Genomic DNA, 25,828 nt, shown 5'->3' on the forward strand with positions numbered 1-25,828 from the left:
TCCCGTGTTGGTTATGCGCATACGTTCCACGTTTGGAGCTTATGGTCAGTATACACACGTCAATGTCGATTAGCCTATAGTGCGATAGTACCAATTTTTGTTTAAGAATTAGCCTACGCTATTATTGATCAATCTGCCAGACTATGCCACTCCATTGAATGCCAAGGCTGCGGGCATCGTTGGGCGGGCTGGGATATTCGGCGGCATAATCGTTAGGTGACCACGTTCGACTGAGGCTCAGTTGTAGCAACCAATCGTGCTCGGGCAAGGCGGGGATTTGCCAAGTTAAGACGGTTGGTTCGCTACTGCTCAGGTGTTGGCAACCTAATGGTTGGCTGATTGGCTGCTTGATCAGATAGCTGGCACTTAAACAAAGCTCAACTGATTGGTTTACGAGTGATGGTGGTACTAACCCTAATCCTACACTAAAGCTTAAGTTTGAGCTAGTAGCAACCGCAGGCATACTCCAATTGGCATTACCAGCCGTCCATGCATAGCGTTGACCAGTTTTGAGGTTGGTTTCGACTGGGTTGATTCCGCTATGCTGCCAACGATAATCGTCAATCGCAATGATTTGCTGGCCAGTCATTGGCGTACTATCAGCCACAAGCCGATAGATCCGATAGGTGAAACGGATATCACCCGCAGTAAAAGGTTTTTGGAGTTGCAGCTGTTGCCATTCTTTTAATGGTAAATCAAATAGCTCAACATTCTCGTAGCGAAAGCCTGGCAAGTTGAGCATGCCACCGCGTGAGCCAAGCATCAAATAGACTGGGCGACCTTGGGCTTGCCAATTACGCACTTGTTGGGCTAACAAATCACGATAGGGCGTGGGATCATCGCTGTAGGCCACCAAATAATCACGATCGAATAAATAGTGCATTGGCGTAGCAATATTGGTCGAGGAATCACGGTCGCCGCCACGCATGAGCACAATTGCATTTGGCTCAGTTTGGTTGGCAAGCTCGGTCAGCGCAGCTAACGCACCTTTATATTCAACATGGGCAATCGTGCGCCAGCCAGTTGCCGCGAAAAATAGCAGCATCGCAGTTGCCGCCAAGCCACTTGTCGCCCGCCAAAGCCAGCGCGATTGAATCAAACCCTTGGATAAGAGCCACGCCATCCCCAATGTGAGCATTGGCACTGCACCTGGAATAAAGCGCCGCGCAATATAAATGTAGGTTTGATCAGCAGTGCCATACGAATCATTGACGCTAAACGCGCCATACAAAATGCCCAAAAGCAAAATCAGCCACGAACTGCGATTCATGTCGCGCCAAATCCAAAGCGCCAAGCCCACGATCCCCAAGCCAATGCCCAAGGGCGAAAAATACCAACCCAGCCGCACCATGTTGCCATAGGCGATTGCCGTTTGGCGCGGCTTGATTTCGGGAATCGGCAAAATCCCACCGATATAGCTATTCCAAGTGCTGGCATTCTCAATCGGATGCAGGAGTGCCGCACTTGAAAGATGCTGTGGCCGAATAAAATAGGCGTAGCCCGCCAGCAATACCAAGCCCACGGCCACACTACCAAGCAACCAGTGTTGCCAACGTTGGGTTTGCGCTTCAACCCAATTCAGCAAACGCGGAAAGCGCCATAAAGCCCAAAGCGCTAATAAACCAAGCAGAACGATGCCCAATTCAAGCACTAAACGACTGTTGCTCTCTAAAATCCAAGCTTTAGAGTTGTTGCCGCGAATGTCTTGCAACAATGGTGGGTAGAAGGGGTGCACCAAACGCGAGATAATTGCAAAATCTTGGAACTTCCCCCAAGTATTGTTCATGAAATAGAGCCAGCCAATCGTGCTGATATGAATGGCAGCATGAATCATCATCGTGCCAAAGCCGAGCACCATGGCGGTTTCGCCCATGCGCCAGCGACGGCGAATCAGGGCGGCTACCAAATACAAGACAATTGGAAAAACCCCAAAGTAAAATTCGAGCCGCATCAGCGCCAGTTGACCAATTGCCAAGCCACATAACGCGCCATACCATACACTACGGCGGGTGCTGCGCTGCGCTGGCGCGATTTGGCTGTAGGCTGCCCACATGGCCAAGCCACCCCAAACTGTCCACTGCGCTCCAGCTTCAGCAGTCGAGTAGCGGCTAAACCAAATTTGCAAGCTGTTGAGACTGATTAGGGCCAAGGCCAACACCCCCATCCAAGCGCTGGCCTTGCCCTGCACGACTCGCCGCCCAACCATGGCCACACTCCAAGCCCCCAGCCAGCCCAAATAGCCCGTCGCCAGCAAGCCGCCATACAAACCAAATAAACTCGTCCAGATCGCGATCCAGGTCGGATAGAGGTGAAAGTTATTGGGGTAGGAATTGCCCGCAGCCGCCGATTCCTCGGTCATAAAAAAGCTAGGCTGATGAAAACGGGTGCTCAAAAAACGCTCAGGATCTTGTTTGCCAAGCAGATTACTATAGGCTTGTTTGGCTGGCTCGGAGAGATTGCGGTCGCTGTCGTTCATTGCTCGCACAATCTCGGCAACCAAAACTTCATCCTGCACAATGCTGCCAGTGCGCTCAATCGCAAAACCAGTGATCGTATACACCCCAGCATCACGCCCGCCCAAGACGGTTTCGAACGGACGAGCTACGATTGCCGCAAAAATGACCAAGCCAATGATAAACAGCCAACGCTCCCAAGCTGGGCGAGCTTCGGTTGTTTCGAGTGGAGCCAAGCCAAATTTGTGGCCCAGCCACCAGCCTAGGCCACAAAAAAGCGCAGTGCCAAGCATCAAATGCAGCAAACTAAACCAGCCAAGGCTTGCTAACACCAAGCCCCACCAGCCTGTCCAAAGCGCACTCACCGTCATGCGCTCAAACTGACGATCAAGCCAATCGCTGCTGCGATGACCAAAACGCCCCCAAACGAGGCCAGGCCCATAAAGCAATACTGGGGCTAAAAGCAAACCAAGAATCAACTGCATAACACTTCCTTCGCAACGCTCGGGCTACATGGTTGAGCAAATAGCAGCGATTATACTTGATTCTGTCGATTGAAGAGATTCAAAAGCCCAGCGCAACCACTGGGCTTAGCGTTAATTATGGTCTAGGTACTGGCGGTGCTGTTGGTAGTGGCACTGGTGTATCGGTTGGTAGTGGCACTGGTGTATTGCTTGGTGGTGGCACTGGTGTATTGCTTGGTAACGGTGGCGGAGGAGTAGTTGGTTGTGGTAAATTGGTTGGTTGTTCTTTGGGCTTAGGGCAGCCATTGCGTGATGGGTCACCTGGCTCACGTGGGCAAGCATCACGATCGTCGGGAATCGTATCGCCATCAGTATCAACAACGACAGATGGATTAGTTGGTTGGTCCACAGGCGGATTGGTTGGCTGCGCCACAGGCGGATTGGTTGGCTGCGCCACAGGCGGATTAGTTGGTTGGACTTCTGGTGGATTGGTCGGCACAGGGCGATTAGTCGCCGCTGGACGGGCGGTTGCTGGGCGATTGGTCGCTGCTGGCCGAGCCGTTGCTGGTAGATTAGCATTGGTTGGCTGAGCTGAGCCGCTGGTTGCGGTGCTTGCTAGGGTTGGTTCGCTGGTCGCGGTAGCTTGATCATCAGCAACTGTTGTTGGCTCGCTCGTTGCCGCGCTCAAGGTGAAAGTTGGCTCGGCCACCACCGCCAGCGCCGTATTGGTTGGGGCGCTTTGGCTAGGCTGAGCCATCAGCGTGGCAGTGATGCGATCTGAAGCGATAGTCAATTGCCCATCGCGGTTAAGCCACCAACCACCACCCGCACCACCAAGCAGCACGATCAGCAAAAGCGGCCAAAAGCGTTTATAGTTGGGCATTGGCTGCGATTTGGGCATTGCCTCAGCGCTTGCTTGAGCTGGATAGCTGCTATTTGGCTTGATTATACTTGGGCTGGGTTGACTAACTTCGCGACTGGTTGGCTGTTTCGCTGGCCCAGTAATCGCCCTTGAACTAATCGTCGCTGGCAAAATCTTGGTTTGGGCATTATTGACTGGCGCATAGGGTTGAGCTAAGGCGAGCCGAAATTCTTCAGCCGAAGCAAACCGCTCGTCGGCATCAATCTCCAACGAACGCATAATCGCCTGATTGACATGATCAGGAATTGATGGGTTGAAACTTTGGGGGGCAATAATTGGGTCGGGCTTGCGTTTTGCCATCGCCAACGTTCGCGCCAACGCATCAGCGGTTTTGCCATCACCATCAGCTGGGGTGCGCCCAGTTAATAAATGATATAAGGTTGCGCCCAACGAATATAAATCGCTGCGCGGATCAGTGCCTGCTTGATTAATTTGTTCAGGCGGCGCATAGGTCAAGGTATAGCCATGAACACTATGCATAGCACTGCGCATATTGGTAAAAATTTCAGCCTTGGCTAAGCCAAAATCCAGCAGCTTTAATTCACCGCGTGAGGTAATTTTGATGTTCGCAGGCTTAATATCACGATGGATGATCGGCTGACGATAGAAGGTATGCAGGTAGGTCAAGACACTTAATAGTTGATCAGCCCAAGCGAGCACATGCTCAACTGGTAGCGGGCCACCCTGCCGTTCGAGGATGGTGCTCAAATCCGAGCCATCGATCAAATCCATCACCAAAAATTGGCTATCATTGGTTGTAAAATGCAAATAAACTTTTGGCAAACTTGGATGGTGCAAGTTTGCCAAAAGACTGGCTTCATGCCCAAAGGCTTTAATCGCATGCTCGCCCTCAAGGTGCAAATGTTTGAGCGCCACCATTTTGCGCAACTTAATATCGTAAGCAGCATAGACGGCTCCCCCGCCACCATGACCAATCCGCTCACGAATTTCATAGGTATCATGGAGAATCATACCATTTGGAAACATAGCCTTCCTCGTCGGATTCAATCGTTATGATGGTTGCTCAGGCGGTAGCATTGATCTGGTTGAAGCTATTTAGATACTACGCGCCCGATTATACTCTATTTGCTTAGCTGTAATGGTTCATTGGGTTGGCAACCAGTGCTCGTTCCCTCACCCCCAGCCCCTCTCCCACGGCGGCGGGCGAGGGGAGCACGCCTAGAGCAGTTCCCCCTCGCCTCGCGTGCGGGCGAGGGGGGCCGGGGGTGAGGGCATGTTGGCCGTTGTTAACGCGATAAACCATTACAGCCTAGCTACTATGGACTTAGCGCAATGGGCCTTGCTATTGAGTTTAAATTATTTGTCGATCTTCGGTGTTGGCGTAAATCGATCTGTGATTGGACGCGGTGTATTGGTTGGCACTTCATCATTAGGCTTTACAGTCGGTTGTGCTGTTGGCTGTGGCGTATTGGTTGGTCGCTCAGTTGGTGAAGCAACTGGTTTCGGGCAGCCATTGCGCGAAGGGTCACCAGACTCATTCGGGCAAGCATCACGATCATCAGGAATTGTATCGCCATCACTATCGGCAATGACTGGTGGTGCGGTTGGCTCGACCACTGGGCAGCCATTATTCGACCCTGCCACATCAGGACAGGGATCATTGGGATCAACCACGCCATCGCCATCGCGATCGGGCACTGCGGTAGGCGCAGGGCAGCCATTATTCGACCCTGCCACATCAGGACAGGGATCATTGGCATCAGCCACGCCATCGCCATCACGGTCGGGAGGAGGAGGATTGGTCGGCTGAGCCGCTGGCCGTTGGGTCGGTTGGGCCACTGGTCGCGCAGTAGCAGGCCGTTCCGTTGGCTGCGCGACCACAGCAGTTGGCGTGACACTTGGTTCGACCAAGGTCGGAGTAGCTTGGCCGAGGGTAATGGTTGGTTGGTTGGCACTCTGGCCAGCAGTCGCACTAGGCTGTTCAGCAGATTCTGAATTAACAATAAGAGCAGGTTGGGAATTAGCTTGAGGATCATCTGCTTGAGCACTATTGGGCTGGACTTTAACCCACCACCAGCTACCACCAACTAAACCAATTAACAACACAAGCATCAGCGAACTCCAGCGTTTGAGGAGGGTCGTTGCAGGAGTGGCTTGGGCTGGCTTGGTCAATCCCAAGGGTTGGCTGATCGCGGCTGTACTGATGCCGACACTCTGGCTATTAGCGTGGTTGGTGGTAACCGCTTTAATTGGGGTGGTAATCGCTTTGCTCATCGTACCAAGCAAGCTTTTCAGCGAGCCGCTGGTTGAGCTTTGGCTAGGTTGTTTGAGCGCTTGGCGAAATTCGGCGGCACTGGCAAAGCGTTCTTCTTTTTTAAGCGCCATTGCCCGCATAATTGCCTGACTAATTGGCTCAGGAATTGCTGGATTGAGCAGCATTGGCGCAACCATTGGGTCGGGCTTGCTCTGAATCACCGCCGCATCGCGGATCAGCGCATCGATGGTTTTATTGTTGCCATCGCTAGGCGGGCGGCCTGTTAATAAATGATAGAGGGTTGCGCCCAAAGCAAAGAGATCGCTGCGTTCGTCGGTGCCAGTTTGGTAAATTTGCTCGGGCGGGGCGTAGGTTTGGGTATAGCCATGAATACTTTTGAGCACACTGTTGACTTGAGTGGACATCGCACTTTTGGCTAAGCCAAAGTCGATCAATTTGAGCTGACCACGGGGGGTAATTTTAATATTGGCTGGTTTAATGTCGCGATGAATAATCGGTGTAGCATGGGCAGTTTGCAGATAGTCAAGTAAATCTAAAAGTTGATCAGCCCAAGCCAAGACCTGTTGTACGTCAAGTGGCCCGTTTTGAGCCTCTAAACGCTGGCTCAGATCGTCACCGTCGATATAATCCATCACCAAAAACTGGCCGAGATCGTGTTCGAAATGGTCGAGCACCCGGGGCAAACAAGGGTGATCAAGGTTGGCAAGCAGTTGGGCTTCGCGTTTGAAGGCCTTGATTGCGGTCAAACCATCAAGTAAGAGGTGTTTAATTGCGACTCGTTTCTGCAAATTCTGGTCAAACGCTTCGTAGACGTTACCGCCGCCACCACCACCAACCTGCTGCTTGATTTCATAATTTTGGTTAAGAATCACTCCCTTGGGAATTTTCATGAAGGCACTCTCAACAAAAATAAGCTAATGGCGCTAGTTTACCATATTTATTTAGCTCGCTGCGCTAGCATCAGGTGTGAGGCAACCATTTTTAAGAATTAGCCAAGTTGACAGCAACAAGGCTTTTGAGTATACTCAGGGAGCTTAACGATGCGGGAATGGCGCAATTGGCAGCGCATCTGTTTCCCAAACAGAAGGTTGCGGGTTCGAACCCCGTTTCCCGCTCCATTACGAAAACACTCCATTGCAATGGGGTGTTTTTTTGTTGCTTGAAAACCCCTACAGCCCACCATCATAGATCTGCAACCATTGTTTACGTGCCAAATAATCGGCCATCGCACGACCTAGGCGCTCCCAAAATGGCTGTTGATGATGGGGCTCAAGCATATGCACCAGTTCACAGAGAACATAGCTCGCTAAAATGAGTGCTAAGCCCTCAATCTAGCCTATTCGTGCTAAAGAACGAGGTATTTTGGCCAAATTCTGCTATGCTAGCAAGACCATAGAGTGGTGATTTATTGGAAGGAATGAACTGTGAGCCAATTTGATGATCAAGAGGCTATCACCGTCGTCAATTTACAAGCACGGATTGCTGCTGGTTGGCAAGAACTACAAACGTTTTTGCAAGGCTTGAGCCACGAACAATTAACTGACCCAACCGATGCCGCCGGCTGGACGATCAAAGATCATGCGATTCACTTGGCGCTGTGGGAAAACAGCTTGCTGGCGTTGCTCAAGGCTGAATCACGGGCTGCAAGTTTTGGGCTTGATGAGGCAGTTTGGCAACAAGGCTACGAGGAAGTTAACCGCATTCTACAACAACGCTATCACGATCTACCCCTTGATCAAGTGTTTACCACCCTCGAAACCAACCACCAAGCCCTGCTAGCGCATATTAGCCAACTGAGCGATAGCGATTTAATGCGGCCTCATCGCGAGTTTCAAGCTGGCTCAACCAACGATGAGCCGATTATTGGCTGGATTGTTGGCAACAGCTTCGAACATTATGCTGAGCATTTACCATGGATGCAGGCAATTCTCGCTAGCTAAGCTAGCCATACCACAGCTATACTTTATTTAGAAGGAATGAACTGTGAGCCAATCTGACCTTCAAACTCCGATGACTGCGCTCGATTTACAAGCGCGGATTGCTGCTGGTTGGCAAGAACTACAAACGTTTTTGCAAGGCTTGAGCCACGCCCAACTCACTGGCCCAAGCGATGCCGCAGGCTGGACGATCAAAGATCATGTGATTCACTTGTCTCTATGGGAAAAAACCATGCTGGCTTTATTGAATTCAGAATCGCGCTGGGCCAGTATCGATATTGACGAAGCAGTTTGGCAACAAGGCTTCGAGGCAGTTAACCGCATTCTACAACAACGCTACCACGATCTACCCCTTGACGACGTTTATGCTACTCTCGAAGCCACCCATGAAGCCCTAGTCGCTCGAATTGTTCAGTTTAGCGATCAGGATTTGTTGCGCCCCCATCGTGAGTTCCAAGCTGGCTCAACCAACGATGCGCCAATTATTGGCTGGATTGTTGGTGATACCTTTGAACATTATGCCGAGCACTTGCCTTGGATGCAGGCAATTCTCGCTAGCTAAATTAGCTATAGGCCACAAACTATAATAGCTTGTGGCCTATAGCTAATTTAGCCAATAAATTCGGCCATTGCGGCGGTGATCGCCTCAGGTTGTTCTAAAATCGACATATGGCTGGCATCAGCGATATAGTGCAATTGGGCGTTGGCAATCAGTTGTTGCATCGCCTCGCTCTTGGCTGGCGGCGTAGACATATCTTCAACCCCAACCACAATCAGGGTTGGCACGCTAATTTGGCTGATCGTGTCGGTCACATCGTCGCGATCAATCACCGGAATGATCGCTTTGTAGAGTGATTCGCGGTCGGCGTTAGTCCAGTAGGCATGCCAATACGCCAGCACTTGGGGGTAGCGCTCGGCCATTTTGGGCGTGTAAAAAACTGCATCCAAGCCTTCTTGCAACGGCTGAATCAAACCATAAGCCAAGTAGCCCTCGGCCATTTGACGATAGCCATCGAGCAATTCGGGGGCATCGCCTGCCGACGAATCGATTAAGGTGAACGAGAGGAACAGTTCGGGGTGTTTGGGGTAGAGCCGCAGGCCAATCATGCCACCCATCGAAACCCCAACCCAGTGCACTTGCTTGATCCCCAGATCGCTCAATAATTGATAGGCATCTGCGCCAAGCCGATACATTGAATAATCGTCGAGTGTACCGCCGCCCTCAGTTTGGCCCTGACCACGCCAATCAATGGCAATACAACGAAAGCCTTTGGCAGCGAAATATTCCATTTGTGGCTCGAAAATCCGCCAATGATACATCAAACCATGGCCGAAGAAAATCACCTGATCGCCACTTCCTCGCTCCTCGTAGTAGTAACGAACGCCGTTGACCAGATGTGAAGCCATAAACACTCCTTGCTCGTTAGATAACACCTGTTGCTATTGTAGGCCAAGTATCAGCTAATTTTCAATCGATCATCAGGGTAATTTCGGCCACCTTCGCTACAATGAGCAGTATCACCCAACCAATTGAGGAGGAACGAACCATGCGACGGATTGCCCAAATCGTCGGGTTGGGGCTATTTTTGGCTGCTTGTGCCACCCAACCTGCGACCCAGCCCACTGCCCAGCCCAGCCCAGCCCTACCTGCTAGCTCATTGCCCGAGCGCCCAACCGCAACCTTGGCCGATTATAGCGCCGAGCCTACAATTAACACTGGCTCAGTTATTTTTGCTGTTCCTGCTGATGGCAGTATTCGCGCCATTAGTTTAGCGGGCCAACACTATCAATTGGCCAATGAAACTCAGCCAAATGCCTACTTACCGTGGTCGGCATCGCCCGATGGCAAGCAACTGGCAATTGTGGTATTCAACGATAATCATCCTAAAATCGAGCAAATCGATTTGGCTGAGTTATGGGTTGTCGATGTTGATGAGCAGAATCCACGCCGCTTGCTCAATCTGCTGCCAGCAACTGCTTCCGATCAAGCACCTGCTTTAGGCCGTAAAAGTGCCTTAATTGACCAAGCTCCAGTGTGGTCGCACGATGGCAAAACCATTATCTTGGCCTCAGCCCACGAACAACAAGTTGATTTGTATGCAGTTGATGTAGCAACTGGCACAGCCCAGCGTTTGACCAACACGCCAGATCTTGAAGTAAATTTGGAATTATCTGCTGATGGCAGCCATTTAGCCTTTGCTTCGGCCAGCAGTTTTGGCACTGGTGGCGGTGCAGGCAATCCAATGGTGCAAATTTATCGCTTTGCTGATGCCAGTTTCACGCCAATTACTGCTGATCCGCTGGCAATGGGATCTCGGGTGGTTGGTTGGCTTGATCACCAACTGATCACCCAATTTAATAGCCAACCCGATGGCCGTGCTAGCTTTATCGTGTTTGATGCCAACACCGGCGCGATTACACCGTTGGCTCAAGCCATGGCCTTCGAAGCTGAAATTAAGGCTAATAGCTTGATCTATGTGAATCAGCCGCGCGATGGAATTCCCACGATTTATCGCTGGGATGGTAGTGGCGAGGTAGCGTTGCTTGAAAATTTGCATGGAAGTGCTGTTTCGCTAAGCCCCAGCAGTCAAGCCATGCTGCTATGCAACGACAATCAGCCGAGCTATGTTCGCAATGGGCTATTAAGTGCCCTGTCAGCCAATAGTTGCGAGCCGAGCGTGTGGGCAACTGATGATTGGTTGGCGATTAACGGGACTGAACAATCCAATGGCTTGATCATCAACCCTGAAGGCCAGAGCCAAATTTTGCCGCAACAAGCCGTGATGGCGGGCTGGAACGAACAAGTGTTATATTTTTTCGCGCCGCAAGCAAATGGCTGGCAATTGTTCAAGGCGCAACGGGGCAGCAGCCAATTGCAACCAATCGGCCAAGCCTTGAGCAGTCAGCCGCACAACCCACGTTTGATTTTAGCGCCTTAGGCATACTTGTAACGGCTCATAAGGTTGTCAATACATACCATACCCTCACTCCACTAGCCCCATACTTACAAGAGTAGGTTTTAAGACCCCTCACCCCCAACCCCTCTCCCACTGCGGCGGGCGAGGGGCATGCCAATGCTCATGATCGGATGGTTCCCCTCGCCTCGCAGTGCGGGAGAGGGGGTGAGGGGGTGAGGGAACGAGAACTGGTTGTCAACTTAATGAACCATTACAAATACCCGATAGATAGACAGCGATAAAATACTGCTTGCTAAAAGCCCAGCATCGGGCGATAATCGCCATACCTGCTGATATTGCTCGGCAGGTATGGGCCTGTTTTTTAGCCGATAGCCTATTGCTGATAGCTATCCAAGGTGCGTCTATGGCTATATCTGAAGGTCGCAGCATTGAGATTGATGCCCGTTGGGAAAACCTCGCCGCCCTCACCGATTACACCACCGAGATCGAAACTGATTTTGCCCTAACTAGCGAACAAGCGTTTGTGCTGGGCTTAGTGATCGAAGAAATTGTCACCAATATCATTAAATATAGCTATGCCGAGCAAGGTGGCCCACTGCAATTGCACAGCACGCTTGAAAATGGCGAGCTAGCAATTCGGATTCGCGATCGCGGCCAGCCATTCAACCCCGACGATGCTGATCCACCCGATCTCTTCGCCAGCATCCACGATCGTCAAGTTGGCGGTTTGGGGGTGTTTTTGGTGCGCGAAATGGCCGATTCGATCACCTACCAACATGATGCTGCTAGTGGCTGGAATACCTTGATCGTGACCAAAAAGGCTTCGACTGAGGCCAGCATTGCCCCATTGGTCGAGTTTTTAGAGCAATTGCCATTGTTCCATGAAGTTGATCAGGCGACGATTCAAAATCTGGTACAAAGTGCTGAGCATGTGCGGCTCGCGCCAGGCGAAACCTTATTCAGCGAAGGCGATAGCGGCGACGATTGCTATATTGTGATGGCTGGCGATGTCGATGTAATTAAAGCGCTGGCGACCGAAACAATTTTGCTGGAGCGCTGTCGGCCTGGGGCAATTTTGGGCGAAATGGCCTTGATCGATAACAGCCCTCGGGCGGCCAGCGTGCGAGCGCGAACCGCCGCCACTCTGTTGCGCATCACTGAGGCCGAATTTGTGACCTTGATGCATGCCAACCCAACCACTGCCATGGCTTTGTTGCGTGGCGGCACAACTCGCCTGCGCCAATCGAATGCCCAAATGTTGGGTGGCCTCGAAAAGAAAAATCTTGAGCTAGCCAGTGCTTATGAAGAACTCAAATCGGCGCAGCAAGAACTGTTGCGGCTTGAGCGGATTGAGCGTGAATTGGCGATTGCCCGCGATATTCAGCGCTTCTTTTTGCCGCCGAGCATTCCTCAACCTGAGGGCTGGCAAATTGTGGCCTTCAACCAAGGCGCGTTAGAAGTTGGCGGCGACTTTTACGATGTGATTAAGCTTGGTGGCGACAAAATTGGCTTGGTAGTGGCCGATGCCTGTGGCAAAGGTGTGCCAGCCGCCTTGTTTGTGGCCCTGACGCGCTCATTGTTGCATTCTAATGCGCAATCGCTGGCAGCGCGGCCTGAAATTGCGACCGATCCGTTGGCACTGCTGACCGCAGCAATTACCATGACCAATAACTACATTTCACGTGAACATGGCGCAAGCAATATGTTCACGACCCTGTTTTTTGCCGCGTTTGATCCACAAACTGGCGAGTTGGCCTATGTCAATGCTGGCCATAACCCGCCGATTATCATCAATCGCACCAGCCGCACTTTGCGCTATTTAGAAGGTACGGGCTTGCCCTTGGGGATTATGGAAGATCTGCCATACAAGGCCAAGAGCACCATCCTCGCCGCCGATGAATATTTCTTAGGCTTTACCGATGGTGCGACCGAGGCCTTTAATCTGGCAGGCGAGGTGTTTGATGATGCAGCCTTGACCAATGTGCTCAAGAATGGCGATTTCCATGATGCCCAATCATTGCTCGACAGCGTGTGGCAGGCCATCGAGAGCTTTGTTGGAGAAGCTGAACAGGCCGATGATATTACCTTGCTAACGGTTAGTCGTAATGGTTCATAGCATTAACAACCGTTGGCATTCCCTTACCCCTCGCCCTTTCAAGGTAGGTTTTTAACAATAGTTGGGTGGAATACCCATCGATGTTCATGCCCTCACCCCTAGCCCCCTCTCCCGCAGGCGAGGCGAGGGGGAATCCCTCGATCATGAAGTTTGAAGCTTCCCTCTCCCGCCGCAGTGGGAGAGGGGTTGGGGGTGAGGGGACGAAGTTGGATGCCAACCTGATGAACTATTTTAGTCGTTTAGTCTAATTAAACGATGCTGTTCGCGGTAATAATCAAGCTGTTGCTCACGATTTGGCTCTGGCGTGAGTTGCGCCAGCGTTGCCAGCAACGTCTTAGTGGCAGTCGCGATCGATTGGCTTGTCCAAGGCAAACTTGGTTTTTGAATTGGCAGGCCAATCAAATCGGGAATATCATCGAGCACATCGGGACTGCTGCGCATACTTAGGGCAAAAATGCAATGCAGCCCATCCAACTGCTCGGCAATGGCTTCGAGCATAGCGCTTTGCTCAAACTCAGCCATCACCACTAAGGTTATTTTTTCAGGGTCGCCAATTTTTTGGATGTAGGGGCGCTGCAATAACTGGGCAAGCGCTTGGGCGAGGGGCTTGCTCTGGGTATCGAAGGCTAAAACTTGGTCGCAGCACCACACATGAACTTCAGCCAAGGCAGCAGCCCGTTGCAAAGTTGTCGCAATCGCCTCAAACGACCAGGCAAACTCAGCGTGCGGCTTGAGATTCAGGCCATCGTCAAGGTTGCTGCCAAGGCAAATCAGGCCATGGGTCGCATACCAAGCATCTTTTTCGTTGCTAACGAGGCTAAATTCTTGGTAACGGCGGGCGATACTGCCGAGATCTTGCAGTTGCTCAATTTGCTCATCATCATCGACCAACAGAATCGCGCGGCCAAAACTGGCTAAAGCAGCATCATACAGTTGTAGCTTAATTTGACATTGCCCGATTAGCTCGTGAAATTCCCATTCATCATTATAAATTGGCCGTACATCGAGCAATTGATCGAGTGCTTGTTGATATAAGCCCTCAGCAAAATCAATATAGGCCAGTTCATAGGTTACAAAGGTATCTAAAGGAAAAAGCTCGACACATAAACGCAAAATCTGGCGAGCTTCGTGATAATGCTTTAACTCGATCAACACGGTGGCATAATTGGTCAATGCTTCGTAATCTGGTTCGATCGCCACGACTGCATGCCACGCATCAGCCGCTTTGGCCAATAGCCCGTTGCGTAAATAATATTTAGCCAAGGCCACATGAGCAGCCCGAAGCTGCGGATTTTCTTGTAATGCCTGCCGATACTCTTCTACAGCTTCAGCAATTCGCCCAGCATGTTCAAGTGATAATCCACGTCGATAATGTAATTCTGCTTGTCGGAATTTATCAGCCATAGTTAAAGTCAAAAGTAAGAAGTCAAAAGTCAAAATTACCAATTGAACATCAAAAGTAAGAAGTCAAAAGTCAAAATCACCAGTTGAACATCAAAAGTCAAAGTTACCAGAGTTAAAGTTAAAAGCTAGTTTATTCAATCGAACTACAATCAGCCCAGGGCAGAAAACTTAAATTTGTGCGTATTTTGCCTTCTGCCCTTTGACTTTTGCCTTTATTCAGCCTTCTGCCCTTTGACTTTTGCCTTTACAACAGCCCCACGTCGGAGTTATCGCCGAGCATCAGGCGGTAGGCTTTGGGTTTCATCGGCGAGGTATGCAATTTGACATTGCGGCCAATCAAGCTATCTTCGATCCGGTTGGGTAGGCGAATAATTTCGCTATTTTCCAGCACAATCGAGTGCTCAATTTCGCTTTCTTCAATCGTACAATGATGATAGATTGAGGTAAACGGTCCAACGTATGAGTTAACGATCCGGGTTTCTTCGCCGATGATCGCTGGTCCACGAATCACGCTATTGATCACTTGAGCGCCTTTTTCGATCGTGACTTTGCCAACCAATTGCGAATCGCGATCAACAAAGCCTGAGACGTGCGGCGTGATTTCTTCGAGCACCAAACGATTGGCATCGAGCATATCGGCGCGTTTGCCAGTATCAATCCACCAGCCTTGGTGAATATGGGCATGAACATGGTAATCGTGCTCGATCAACCATTGAATGGCATCGGTAATTTCCAACTCGCCCCGCCAAGAAGGCTTGATCGCCTCAACCGCTTCCCAAATATGCTGATCGAACATATAAATGCCGACCAAAGCCAAGTCTGAGCGGGGTTGGCGTGGTTTTTCAGTTAGACGTTCAATCGAGCCATCGTGGCGCAATTCAGCTACACCATATTGCTGGGGGTTGGCAACTTGCTTGAGCACAATTTGGGCATTGTGATCGGATGTAGCAAAGCCCGACACCAACGAGCTAACTCCACCCTCAATGCAGTTATCGCCCAAAAAGAGCGCAAATTTATCGTCGCCAATAAACGGGCGACTAATTTTGACCGCGTGAGCCAAGCCAAGCGGCGCTTCTTGGGGGATATATTCGATCTTTACGCCCCAGCGTGAGCCATTGCCTACGGCGTTGCGCACTTCGGCCCCAGTATCGCCAATTACAATCCCAATTTCATCGATATCGGCATCGCGCAGGGCTTCGATCACCCGAAAAAGCACTGGCTTGTTGGCGACAGGCACTAATTGCTTGGCGCTGGTATAGGTAATTGGGCGCAGGCGTGTGCCTTTACCACCACTCAGAACTAAACCTTTCATGAGCTGTGTCGTCTCCTTGGGCGCTAGGTAGTTGGCGTGGCAGTTGCGCTTAATCGCCATGCTACCAGCAATGCGCCAAAACTTTGCAAGATAATCGCTAAAATTAAATAACTGGCATGGCCATTGGCTACAGCAGCCTCTTGACCAACAAAAATCCGCTCTAAACGAGCCGCTGCAAACAAACTGAGCAAGTAGGTCAAGCCTAACCAACCAGCAAATGGCCGATACAAGCGCCATTGGCCCAGCAAGCTGCCAATGAAACTGCCCAATGGCACGGCAACAACCGCCCAAACATAGGGCTTGAGTTGCTCAGGGCTAGGTGCAATTGCCCGTGATTGGTAGGCCATAAACGCCCCAATCGCCCCGAGCAATGCTCCCAACCCAACCAACCCAATCAATCGAATCCGAGCGTTTGTCATCATGGCGTGGCGGTAACCTCCGCTGGTGGCTCAACGGTTGGGGTTGTGCTCGGCGTAAGCGTCCAAGTTGGCGATGGCGATGGCGATGGGGTTGGGGTGGGCGGCGGCTGATAACTGATGCGATAAATGCCATTGCGAGCGTTGGTTGAACGCACGCGGTATTGTAAATCACCGACATCATTGCTCATCACGATGCCACGTTGGCTGCTACCCTCGGCCGAAGCCACCACCGTAAACGCCACGTTGGCTTGTTCACCACTCAAGACCTCGATCACCAATTCGCCGCTGGCAACTTGGGCATTAAAGGTTACATCGAGCAACATCGGCAACGTGCCAATATCCAGCGCTTGCAACACGGCCTCGCCGTTGGTATCGCTGCTGACAAACTCAACATTCTGCGAACCAAGATCGGCTGTAATCGTGGCTTGCTCGTTGCGCCCAGCCATCAGCAAACAGCCTGTTAGCAATGGCGCTAACAGGCCGATCAGCAACAATTGACGCAGTTGTGTCAACGACCAATTAGGCATATGATTCTGGTTTGCTATCAGAATTGAGGGTTTCGGTTTCGGAAACCACCTCAACCTTATCGGGATCACGGCTGACGATCTTAAGCACATTATCGCAGTTGACACAGCCAACTTGCGCCCCAACCCGCATCACAGGGCTGAGTTTGAGGGCTTTTTTACATGCTGGGCAAAGCAATTTTGCCATGTTATTCCTCCTCGAAGAGCGCATTAACGAAAGATTCACCATCGAACAAGGCTAAATCGTTGATCGTTTCGCCAGTGCCGATATATTTAATCGGGCGCTCGATTTCTTGGACAATCGCGAAGGCAATGCCACCTTTGGCTGTGCCATCAAGTTTGGTCAAGGCCAAGTGGGTCACTTGGGCAGCTTGGGTAAAGGCTCGCGCTTGAATTAAGCCATTTTGGCCAGTCGTGGCATCGAGCACCAACAACACCTCGTGGGGAGCATATTGCCAGCGCTTCTTGACCACATTGGAAATTTTTTCAAGCTCCTTCATCAAGTTGTGCTTGCTTTGCAAGCGCCCAGCCGTGTCGATAATCAGCACGTCGGCTTGTTGATTGTAGGTTGCTTGGGTTGCATCATAAGCCACCGCGCCAGGATCAGAGCCAGGTTGTTGGCTAATCATCGGCACGCCAACCCGCTCAGCCCAGTGTTGCAACTGATCAATCGCCGCTGCACGGAAGGTATCAGCGGCAGCGAGGATTACATTTTTGCCCATGGCTTTGTAACGATTGGCCAATTTGGCGATCAAGGTGGTTTTGCCAACCCCATTGACCCCCACCACCAAAATCACATACGGCTTGGTTGAGCGTTCAGAGTATTGCGGCGTGTCCACATCGAGGCGGTTGACGAGCTCGCTTTTGAGCAACGAACGGGCTTCACTGGCAAACTTAAAGCCCTTCTTCTCGCACTTTTCGCGCACCCGCTCGACAATTTTCAGGGCATTTTCGGCCCCAACATCGCCAGCAATCAACAATTCCTCTAGCTCATCCCAAAGCTCATTGGTGATGGGATCTTCGCTACGAAACATGGCCGTAATTCGGCCAAAAAAGCCACTACGGGTTTTTTGAACACTTTGTTCAATCTTTTTTTCTTCTTGTTTAATTTCTTGTTCGGAGCGTTCTTCACCACCGAAGAGTCGTCGAAACATATAAAGCACCCTAACTTGTCATGAATTCGAGGCTGCACAATGCCCAATGCACTGCCGCCAATCCTCTGGCAATAATACCATTTAAATGATACTAGGGCTAACCCCAGCCCTAGCGCTGTTAAAATCAGCTGTTTTGATCATCGATCGCTATCCCTTTATTGTAATGAGGCAGCCTGCTGCTCGATGCTCTGGACATAGCGGGTCAACATAGCTTGGCGTTGCTGAGCACGCGCATCGCGCCAACGATACCAACAATAGCCTGCAAACAAGAAGAAAATTGGCCAGAGCTGTACCCGATGGCGATAGGCTGTACCAAAATTGCCATATTGTGGAGCCGCCGCCGCGCTGCCAGCGAGCAAATAAAGCCATAGCAGCATGGTTTCGCGCCAACGACTACGCCATGCCAACAACATACCAAGCATTGCCAAAACCCAGAGCGGATACCATAACAGCGCCGCTTCGGGAATTGTCAGCAATTGGGCGGTGCTTTTGGTGGCTTCCCACGGCCATGGTCGCAACCAGAAATTAATCAAGGCAATTGGCAAATAGCGGGCAAAACCCAGCGGGGTGGTCGTATCAATTGTATTTTCAATTGTGCCTGTGCCAGTTGAGTTAGCCTCGCGTTTTTCGCTAATTGCGCTGAGCGAAAGCCGCTCTTGCAGATAATTGCTGCCCAAAAAACCATAGCCACTGCTCGAAAGCACCAAGCCCAAAGCCACAATCGTGATGGTGCTCAGACTCAAACGGGTTAGCCAATGGCGAGTTTGCTGAAAGCCAATCGTCAGGGCAATCATCAAGGCAATGCCAATTGAGGTTTCGCGTCGCACGCTCATCAACGCCCCAATCAGCAGTACCAACAATGGAATTTGCCATAATGATGAGCGTAAACCTTGGCTGGCAACATACAAAATCCAGACTGAGAGCAACACCACCGCGCTATCTTTGAGATTTTGCGAAGTCCACAAAATCAGCGATGGCATAATTAGCATCCACAGCGCGGCAAACCGCCCAACCCGTTGATCAAAAAAATGATTGCCTAACTTGGCGGTGTACACCGCTGCCATACCGGCAAACAAGCCATTAGCCAATTTTACGAGCAAGGTATTCGGCCCAAACAGCCAAAAAATCACCGCCGAGAAATAAACATAGCCTGGCGCACCAACCGGAGTTGCAACCACCGCCTCGTAGCTGGCAAAATAATTAGCATTCCAAGCTTGGGCAATCGTCATGGCATGTGGGCCATAAGCTGCACCATCGCTGAGATTTTCGAAGCTTGGCCAGAGAAATTCGAGTGCAAAGCTGGCTCCCCAACGCAGTCCCATTGCTGCCAAACACAGCAACAACATGCCCCGTAATTCATCGGGCTTACTAATCAGCCAAACCCAAGCATAGGCGATTATCGTTAGGCCAAGGCAAAATGCCACGCCTGCCAAATAGCGCAGCGGCATCAAGCCCGCTAGCCCACCTAAACCAAGGCAAACCAAGCCTACCAACAATGAACTGAGCCAACGATGATTCTTAATCCACATAATTGTGCGCATATGGCCTCATTTGGTGATGAGTTTGTAGCCATAATTCTAAGGTGAGCAATGTCCAAAGTTGATGTCCAGCGTTGATTGTACCAGCCCAATGCGCTTGGCAAAGCTGCTCAAGTTTGGCTTTGGTCAGCCATTGCTGAATGTGGCTGGTAGGTGAGAGCAAATAATCGTGCAGCATGGGCTTGAGTTGTTGGCGAAACCATTGATCCAGCGGCACACCAAAGCCATGTTTGGGGCGTTCGATAATTGTTTTGGGTAAGCGTTCGGCATACGCTTGGCGTAAAAGCCACTTGCCACGCCCACCACGCCAGTGCAAATTGGCTGGCAATTGCAAAGCCCACTCAACCAAGTGTTGATCCAAAAATGGCGAACGGACTTCTAAACCATAGGCCATGCTCATACGATCGGCCTTTACCAACAGATCATCGGGCAAATAACTAGCAAGGTTATAACAGATTAATTGAGCTAGCGGATCGGCAATGCCCTGAGTTGCTTGGCGAAAGCGCTCGGCGGCGCTTGGTTGCAGCGCAGGCAAGCCCCAATCGGCCAATTCTTCGGGTGTGAAGGCCATAAGCCAACGTGGAAAGCCCTGCTCAAGCGGCAATTGGATTTTTGCTAGCACCCGTTTAAGCCGTGCCAAGCGACTATTGGCGTTGGTTTGCGGCAACATCGCGATGGTTTGCTCGATCATTTGGCGGAGCAAGCGCGGCAATTGCTGATAACGCTGCGTCCATAAGCCTGCGCCAAAGCGCTCGTAGCCAGCAAACACCTCGTCGCCACCATCGCCCGATAAGGCCACAGTGCAATGTTCGCGGGTCATTTGGCTGAGCAAGGCCATGGGCAAAGCCGACGAATCAAGAAACGGTTCATCGTAGTGGGCTAGCAACTGTGGTAATTTGGCAATCGCATCAGGCTCAACCATAAAACACTGGTGTTTGGTGCCAAGCTGTTTGGCAACCAACTCGGCGTAGGAACTTTCATCGTACCAGCCGCCGCCCTCAAAGCCAATACTAAACGTGTGCAGTTGCTGACCCAACAAGGCTTGGGCTTCAGCCACCACAATGCTTGAATCCAAGCCACCACTCAGAAACGCCCCCAATGGCACATCACTGATCAAGCGCCGCTCAACTCCGGCTCGCACCAATTGACGAGTTTGTTCGATGGCGGCTTTTTCCGAGATGTTGAGCCGTGGTTGTTGGGCAATCTGGCGTGCTTGCCACCATTGCCATGCGCGAATGCTACCCGCTTGCCAAACCAAAGCATGGCCTGGCGCAAGTTGCTGAATGTTGGCATACCAGGTAGCCGGATTTGGCACATAGCCATAGGTCAAATAGGCGCTCAGGGCTTGTGGATTTAGACTACGATCAAGCTCAGGGTATTGCAACAGCGCTTTGATCTCCGAGCCAAAGATTAATCCATGCTTGGTTTGGCTGTAGTAGAGCGGCTTTTTGCCCAAGCGATCACGCACCAACCATAAACTTTGGCTTGGTTGATGCCAAGCTGCAAAGGCAAACATACCTGCTAAGTGCGAAAAAGCGTGCTCGCCCCATTCAATCAAGGCGGCCAGCAGCACCTCGGTATCGCTGTTGGTGTGAAATTGATGCCCAAGCCCATGCAATTGCTGACGCAAGGCCTGAAAATTGTAGATCTCGCCATTAAAGACTAATTGCCACGCGCCATCGGGGCTGCTGAATGGCTGATCGCCAGTAACTAAATCGATAATCGCCAAACGCCGATGGCCTAATTGGGCATGGGCAGTTTGCCATATGCCAGCACCATCAGGCCCGCGATGAATCAATTGGTGGTTCATGGCGTGAACGGCGTTTGGCTCGATTAAGCTTGTACTGACGATTCCGCAGATTCCACACATACATAATCCTTGAGTGCTGCTACGATGTTGGTTTGATAGCGTTGCACGCTGTATTCGGCCTCGATTTTTTGGCGGGCGGCTTGGCCGATCGTTTGCCGCAATTGCCCATCTTCGAGCAAACGTGCCAAATATTCAAGCCATTCGGTCGAATCATTGGCCAGAAATCCAGTTTGACCATGCCCGATAATTTGTTGATTGACTCCGACAGCGCTACAGACGCTAGGAATTGCTGCTGCACCATATTGAATTGCCTTGAGGCCACATTTGCCTTCGGCCCATAAATCGGCTTCAATTGGGTATAAACCAATGTCGATCTGCTGAAAATCATGCCATTCGCGGGCTTGCTGCCAATCGTGATTGATACATTCAATCCCCTCAATTTCAAGCGGCTTGGCTGCACCAACCACCAATAAGCGAAAGCGATAGCGCTGCGCCAATTGGCGCAACACAGGCACAAGTTGCTCCAAATAGCGGGCGGTCGAATGGCTGCCAACCCAGCCGAGCGTACAAATGTGAGTGCTTGGCACAGATCGCGGCTGGCACTGTTCACAATCAACCACGGTCGGAATAATCTGCACATTGGCATTGAAGCGTTGTGCATAATCCGCCAAATAGGCATTGCCAGCCCAAACCATGCTGCTCAAACTCAATAATTGATCGGTTTTATTGGCAGGTCGGGCCAAACGGCTCAGCCAACCATTGATACTGCGCTTGGGATCGGTTGGCAGGAAAATCGCATCATCAAAATCGAAAATCACTGGTACGCGCCGACTAAACCAACGCTCGATCACTGGTGCACCAATTAACGCCGCCTCGCGTTGCACAATCACGGCGGCTGGCTGACGCGGCAACTTAACCAACCATTGGGTCAAAGCGCCCAGCATCGCCACAATTTTTTGCGGGTAACGTTTGGGTTGGTAGAGCAAACGCTGAAGTTGCGGCGTAGCAAAGGGCAAATAACGCAGTTGAATCCCCGCTGCGGCCAAAGCCGGAGCATAGGGCATAATTCGATAGCGCACACTGGCTGTTAGCATTGGTTGATAGGCTGTCAAACACAGCACAGTGCGCGGTTGGTTCATGCTTCTAGCTCACGATAACAGGCGGCGTAGCGTTCAATCGCCAGCTGCAAATCAAACTCACGTTCGGCCAAATCCCGACAGCGTTGCGCCAAGTCGGGCTGTTCGCGCAAGGCTTGATAGGCTTGCCACGCCGCTTGATAGGCTGTTACGGTAAAATCATCAATCTTGATTGCCACCCCTTGGGCAAATAATTGATCGCTATCGCCAATACCTGCGTTGCTAAAAATTGGCAGGCCACAGGCCAAATATTCGCCAAATTTGGTTGGCGATGAGGCAATTTTGGCATAGCTGGGCGTGATCAAGGAAAGTGCTGCATCGGCCACGCTGAGCCATTGAGCCACCTCATTACTGGCCACACCACGGATTGTATAAGATTCTGCGGGGACATTCAAATGCTGCAAGGCCGTGATCAAGGGTTGCGGATCTTGGTTGGAGAGCACAAGCCAGCGCAAATGTGGCTCAGCGTGCAGCCATGTAGCAAAACATTCGGCCATGTCGCCGCTCCGATAACCACCACCCAACGAGCCACTATACACCAAAATTGGGTTGGTGTGCCAACCGAGTGCTTGGCGAATTTGGGTTCGAGCGGCTAAATCGCGCTGCCAAACTTGCAAATTGGCCGAGCATGGAATAATTGTGGTTTTATTGGCGATGTGCGGTGTTTGGCTATGTTCGGCCAAATAGGGCAAACTTTGCTGGGTTAGGGTCACAATCTGCTCGGCGTGTTGTAGGCTGGCACGCTCAAGTTTTTTGAGCAAACGATACACCAAGCCTGTGCGCGGCATGCCCAAATCGGCGCGTTCATCAGCCCAAAAACCGCGCAGATCGAACAGCAAGGGGAGTTTGAACCAGCGTTTGAGCAACAAGGCAATCGTCATTGGCACAGTCGAGCGAATGTGCAAAGCTTGAATTCGATAGCGCTGGACTGCCACGCTGGCCGTCCACAACCCAAGTGCCAGATCATACAAAGTTGCGGGTAGGGTTGGGCGTTGATGATAACGCAATGGCAACCAAACCAAGCCATAGCCTTGTAAACTCTCAATCAAGGCTTGCCGCCGCGCGACATCGGCCCAACGTGTAGCCTTTTCAAACGAAAGAATCACAAATTGATGGCCGTGCTGAGCAGCCAAGCCCTCTAAATAGGGTAAAATCTGGGTTTGACCCAGCGGATCGAGTAAACCATCATAGGTAATGTAGAGTGTTTTTAGCATAGGTTTTGAGTAGGGGTTAGGGGTCAGGGGCTAGGGGTCAGGTTTAAACCACGAAGAACACAAAGAGCACGAAGTTGTTTTTAGCCACAGATTTTCACAAATTTACCTGATTATGATGTTCTAGGTGTTCCTGACCCCTGATCTCTAGCCCCTGACCACTAAAAAACAACGAGCCGTGCCGAAACGACACAGCTCGTTGCCAAAAATCGTCAGACGATCTTATGCGCCAACTTCTTCTTCGGTGGTGGCTTCGGTAGCGGCTTCAGCGACCACTTCAGCTACAGGAGCTGCTGGTGCTTCGGCGGCTTCACCTTCGCCATCGACGCGGCGCAAGCTCAAGCCAAGGCGTTGGCGTTGGCGATCAAGGCTGATCACCTTCACTTGCACTTGTTGGCCTTGTTGCAACGAATCGGGCGATTGGCCGTTTTCGGTCAATTCTGAAGCGTGGATCAAACCTTCAACGCCTTCTTCAACGCGCACAAACACGCCGAAAGGAGCGATGTTGGTTACTTCACCAACGATCAATTGGCCGAGGTCGTAGCGTTGATCGATGGTTGCCCATGGATCTGGCTGCAAACGGCGCAAGCTCAAGCCAATTCGTTCGCGATCGCGATCGACTTCCAAGACATAAACTTGGACTTCTTGGCCTGGTTGCAAGACTTCGCGTGGGTGGTTGACGCGTTGCCATGAAAGCTCTGAGATGTGAGCCAAACCATCAGCACCGCCCAAATCGATGAAAGCACCGAATGGGGTAAGTTGGTTGACCCGACCAGTGACAATTGCGCCTGGCTCAAGAGTTTCGAGCAAGCGTTCCTTTTGCGATTGTCGCCAGCGTTGCATAGCGGCACGCTCTGAAAGCACCAAACGATTGCGATCGCGATCGACTTCGATAACTTTCAAAGGAATATTTTGGCCGACCATCTTGGTCATGGCGCTTTGTTGGCCTTCAGTGCCGGTGCGGCTGTGCAAGTTGACCACTTGTGAGGCTGGTACGAAACCGCGCACACGCCCAACTTGAACCAACAAACCGCCCTTGTTGTAGCCGACCACGCCAGCTTCGATGATTTGACCATTTTCGAGCATCGTTTGGGCTTCTTGCCAATCGCGCTCGACCTGCACCATGTTCAATGAAAGAACCAGTTCGCCTTCTTTTGATTCTGGCTCCATCACGTACACTTGCAGTGTGTCACCGTTTTTGATCCCACTGACCAATTCTGGCGGCAAACGGCGCAGATCTTGGTTAGGGATAACGCCCTCGTGTTTTGCGCCAATGTCAACCAAGATTTGGCTGTCTTCGACGCGCATGACGATACCTTCACGCAATTGACCGCGTTCTGGGCGTTGATAATCGTACTCAGCAAGCAGTGTCGTCCAATCTTGAACGGCATCCATGCTTTCGGTGTCCACTGTCATCGGGTCTCCAATAGTGTTGATGGGTCTGCGAGCGAGCCCGCAGGGTTAGGCCAATGCGACCAATTTAAATATTCGGAGAGCTTCATTCGGGAGGCGCTGCGTAGAAGTGGGGATTTACGTGCTACCGCTCCAAAGTTGCATCTATAGTCAACGCCAAACAGCGAGGTCGCCCGCTGACTGTTCAGCTAAAAAAATGGCGTTAAAAAAGCGCATCACGTGATCGTGCTTTGCGCGAAATGCATCTTTGTTTGACGGTGATTTTGGGGAAACACGAAACGCTGTGTTCTCCTTCGCTGGCTATCAGCACAACCACGACTCACAGAGACGTAAGGCTACGATCAACGAAATTTAATGGTTTTTACGCGCCTGCAATTATACGTAGGTTAGCAGCGAATGTCAAATCTCAATTAATCTTTCGGGCTAGCCATTTAATCCTAAAACTGCCTAGTTCTTGGCGGCTCTGCTAACCCCAGCAGGCGCTGGCGATCTAAAGCGCTGGTTCGGCGCTGGCTACAGCAATTGGCTCGGCTTCCAAGACTGCGGTTTCACGGGCATGTTGAATTTCTTCCGTCCATTGGGCGGCATAAAGCTCAGTAAAGCCACAAGCGCTACAAACTTGGGCTGAAAGCGGTCGATGGCCGGTCGCCATGGTTCCCAGCACCATAATTTCTACTCCATCAGGCGTAACTAAAGCCGAGGTCGTCATATCGTTTGTGCATTTTGGGCAGTGCATAAAGCCTCCTTGATTGTGCTCAATCGTCGTTATAGCAGAAGCAATGCCGCGATTTTGGCCATTAATTATTAAAAATTCCAATCTTATGTTAATCAAAATTCACAAGTTTGGCTTTGTTTTATGCT

21 protein-coding genes and 1 tRNA gene are annotated in these 25,828 nt (G+C 51.1%); 5 read left to right on the forward strand and 17 right to left on the reverse strand.

Annotated elements, in window-relative coordinates; translation table 11 throughout:
- Positions 1-121: 121 nt before the first annotated feature.
- The 3 genes from ABEB26_RS02155 to ABEB26_RS02165 form a co-directional block, all read right to left on the reverse strand.
- Positions 122-2,938, reverse strand: coding sequence for a hypothetical protein (locus ABEB26_RS02155; RefSeq protein WP_345720300.1), 2,817 nt, complete (start codon positions 2,936-2,938; stop codon positions 122-124).
- Between the two features lie 115 nt (positions 2,939-3,053).
- Positions 3,054-4,826 carry a serine/threonine protein kinase gene (locus tag ABEB26_RS02160; protein WP_345720301.1) on the reverse strand — a complete coding sequence of 591 codons (1,773 nt, stop codon included), beginning with the start codon at positions 4,824-4,826 and terminating at the stop codon, positions 3,054-3,056.
- A gap of 330 nt (positions 4,827-5,156) precedes the next feature.
- Positions 5,157-6,965, reverse strand: a complete 1,809-nt coding sequence (locus ABEB26_RS02165; protein WP_345720302.1) for a protein kinase domain-containing protein — start codon at positions 6,963-6,965, stop codon at positions 5,157-5,159.
- A 152-nt stretch (positions 6,966-7,117) separates the two neighbouring features.
- Here ABEB26_RS02165 and ABEB26_RS02170 point away from each other — a divergent pair.
- Positions 7,118-7,193: transfer RNA gene (locus ABEB26_RS02170), tRNA-Gly, on the forward strand.
- Positions 7,194-7,244: 51 nt separating this feature from the next.
- On the opposite strand, the gene ABEB26_RS02175 is transcribed toward ABEB26_RS02170, so the two are convergent.
- Positions 7,245-7,406 carry a YgjP-like metallopeptidase domain-containing protein gene (locus ABEB26_RS02175; protein WP_345720656.1) on the reverse strand — a complete coding sequence of 54 codons (162 nt, stop codon included), beginning with the start codon at positions 7,404-7,406 and terminating at the stop codon, positions 7,245-7,247.
- 93 nt (positions 7,407-7,499) lie between these two features.
- On the opposite strand from ABEB26_RS02175, the gene ABEB26_RS02180 reads away from it, so the two are divergent.
- Both ABEB26_RS02180 and ABEB26_RS02185 read left to right on the forward strand, forming a co-directional pair.
- Entirely contained in the window at positions 7,500-8,015 is a 516-nt protein-coding gene (locus tag ABEB26_RS02180) for a ClbS/DfsB family four-helix bundle protein (RefSeq protein WP_345720303.1), read from the forward strand.
- A 43-nt stretch (positions 8,016-8,058) separates the two neighbouring features.
- The gene (locus tag ABEB26_RS02185; RefSeq protein ID WP_345720304.1) at positions 8,059-8,574 is read left to right on the forward strand and encodes a ClbS/DfsB family four-helix bundle protein; all 516 of its coding nucleotides are present in this window, start codon (positions 8,059-8,061) and stop codon (positions 8,572-8,574) included.
- A 47-nt stretch (positions 8,575-8,621) separates the two neighbouring features.
- Here ABEB26_RS02185 and ABEB26_RS02190 read toward each other — a convergent pair whose 3' ends face one another.
- The gene (locus ABEB26_RS02190; protein ID WP_345720306.1) at positions 8,622-9,419 is read right to left on the reverse strand and encodes an alpha/beta fold hydrolase; all 798 of its coding nucleotides are present in this window, start codon (positions 9,417-9,419) and stop codon (positions 8,622-8,624) included.
- A 140-nt stretch (positions 9,420-9,559) separates the two neighbouring features.
- Between ABEB26_RS02190 and ABEB26_RS02195 the strand changes: the two genes are divergently transcribed.
- Together ABEB26_RS02195 and ABEB26_RS02200 are read left to right on the forward strand one after the other, a co-directional pair.
- A complete protein-coding gene (locus ABEB26_RS02195) occupies positions 9,560-10,951 on the forward strand; it encodes a TolB family protein (protein ID WP_345720307.1) in 1,392 nt (463 codons plus the stop codon).
- Positions 10,952-11,333: 382 nt separating this feature from the next.
- Positions 11,334-13,046 (forward strand): SpoIIE family protein phosphatase, encoded by a 1,713-nt coding sequence (locus tag ABEB26_RS02200; protein ID WP_345720308.1) that lies wholly within the window; start codon positions 11,334-11,336, stop codon positions 13,044-13,046.
- A gap of 231 nt (positions 13,047-13,277) precedes the next feature.
- Here ABEB26_RS02200 and ABEB26_RS02205 read toward each other — a convergent pair whose 3' ends face one another.
- The 12 genes from ABEB26_RS02205 to ABEB26_RS02260 form a co-directional block, all read right to left on the reverse strand.
- Positions 13,278-14,450 (reverse strand): tetratricopeptide repeat protein, encoded by a 1,173-nt coding sequence (locus tag ABEB26_RS02205; RefSeq protein WP_345720309.1) that lies wholly within the window; start codon positions 14,448-14,450, stop codon positions 13,278-13,280.
- 244 nt (positions 14,451-14,694) lie between these two features.
- Complete coding sequence (locus ABEB26_RS02210) at positions 14,695-15,762, reverse strand: glucose-1-phosphate thymidylyltransferase (protein ID WP_345720310.1); 1,068 nt, start codon at positions 15,760-15,762, stop codon at positions 14,695-14,697.
- A gap of 23 nt (positions 15,763-15,785) precedes the next feature.
- On the reverse strand, positions 15,786-16,184 hold the full coding sequence (locus tag ABEB26_RS02215; RefSeq protein ID WP_345720311.1) for a hypothetical protein: 399 nt from the start codon (positions 16,182-16,184) through the stop codon (positions 15,786-15,788).
- A complete protein-coding gene (locus ABEB26_RS02220) occupies positions 16,181-16,708 on the reverse strand; it encodes a hypothetical protein (protein WP_345720312.1) in 528 nt (175 codons plus the stop codon). The genes ABEB26_RS02215 and ABEB26_RS02220 overlap by 4 nt, the downstream gene beginning before the upstream one ends.
- Positions 16,701-16,892 carry a hypothetical protein gene (locus tag ABEB26_RS02225; protein ID WP_345720313.1) on the reverse strand — a complete coding sequence of 64 codons (192 nt, stop codon included), beginning with the start codon at positions 16,890-16,892 and terminating at the stop codon, positions 16,701-16,703. The genes ABEB26_RS02220 and ABEB26_RS02225 overlap by 8 nt, the downstream gene beginning before the upstream one ends.
- A 1-nt stretch (position 16,893) precedes the next feature.
- Entirely contained in the window at positions 16,894-17,859 is a 966-nt protein-coding gene (ftsY, locus tag ABEB26_RS02230) for a signal recognition particle-docking protein FtsY (RefSeq protein WP_345720314.1), read from the reverse strand.
- A gap of 155 nt (positions 17,860-18,014) precedes the next feature.
- Positions 18,015-19,400 (reverse strand): glycosyltransferase family 39 protein, encoded by a 1,386-nt coding sequence (locus ABEB26_RS02235; protein ID WP_345720315.1) that lies wholly within the window; start codon positions 19,398-19,400, stop codon positions 18,015-18,017.
- Complete coding sequence (gene asnB / locus ABEB26_RS02240; RefSeq protein WP_345720316.1) at positions 19,378-21,267, reverse strand: asparagine synthase (glutamine-hydrolyzing); 1,890 nt, start codon at positions 21,265-21,267, stop codon at positions 19,378-19,380. The genes ABEB26_RS02235 and asnB overlap by 23 nt, the downstream gene beginning before the upstream one ends.
- Positions 21,231-22,346, reverse strand: coding sequence for a glycosyltransferase family 4 protein (locus ABEB26_RS02245; protein WP_345720317.1), 1,116 nt, complete (start codon positions 22,344-22,346; stop codon positions 21,231-21,233). The genes asnB and ABEB26_RS02245 overlap by 37 nt, the downstream gene beginning before the upstream one ends.
- A complete protein-coding gene (locus ABEB26_RS02250; protein ID WP_345720318.1) occupies positions 22,343-23,557 on the reverse strand; it encodes a glycosyltransferase in 1,215 nt (404 codons plus the stop codon). The genes ABEB26_RS02245 and ABEB26_RS02250 overlap by 4 nt, the downstream gene beginning before the upstream one ends.
- Positions 23,558-23,776: 219 nt before the next feature.
- Entirely contained in the window at positions 23,777-24,970 is a 1,194-nt protein-coding gene (locus ABEB26_RS02255) for a 30S ribosomal protein S1 (RefSeq protein ID WP_345720319.1), read from the reverse strand.
- A 487-nt stretch (positions 24,971-25,457) separates the two neighbouring features.
- On the reverse strand, positions 25,458-25,703 hold the full coding sequence (locus ABEB26_RS02260; RefSeq protein ID WP_345720320.1) for a hypothetical protein: 246 nt from the start codon (positions 25,701-25,703) through the stop codon (positions 25,458-25,460).
- Positions 25,704-25,828: the final 125 nt, after the last annotated feature.

It is taken from the genome of Herpetosiphon gulosus (assembly GCF_039545135.1).
Taxonomy (GTDB): Bacteria; Chloroflexota; Chloroflexia; order Chloroflexales; family Herpetosiphonaceae; genus Herpetosiphon; species Herpetosiphon gulosus.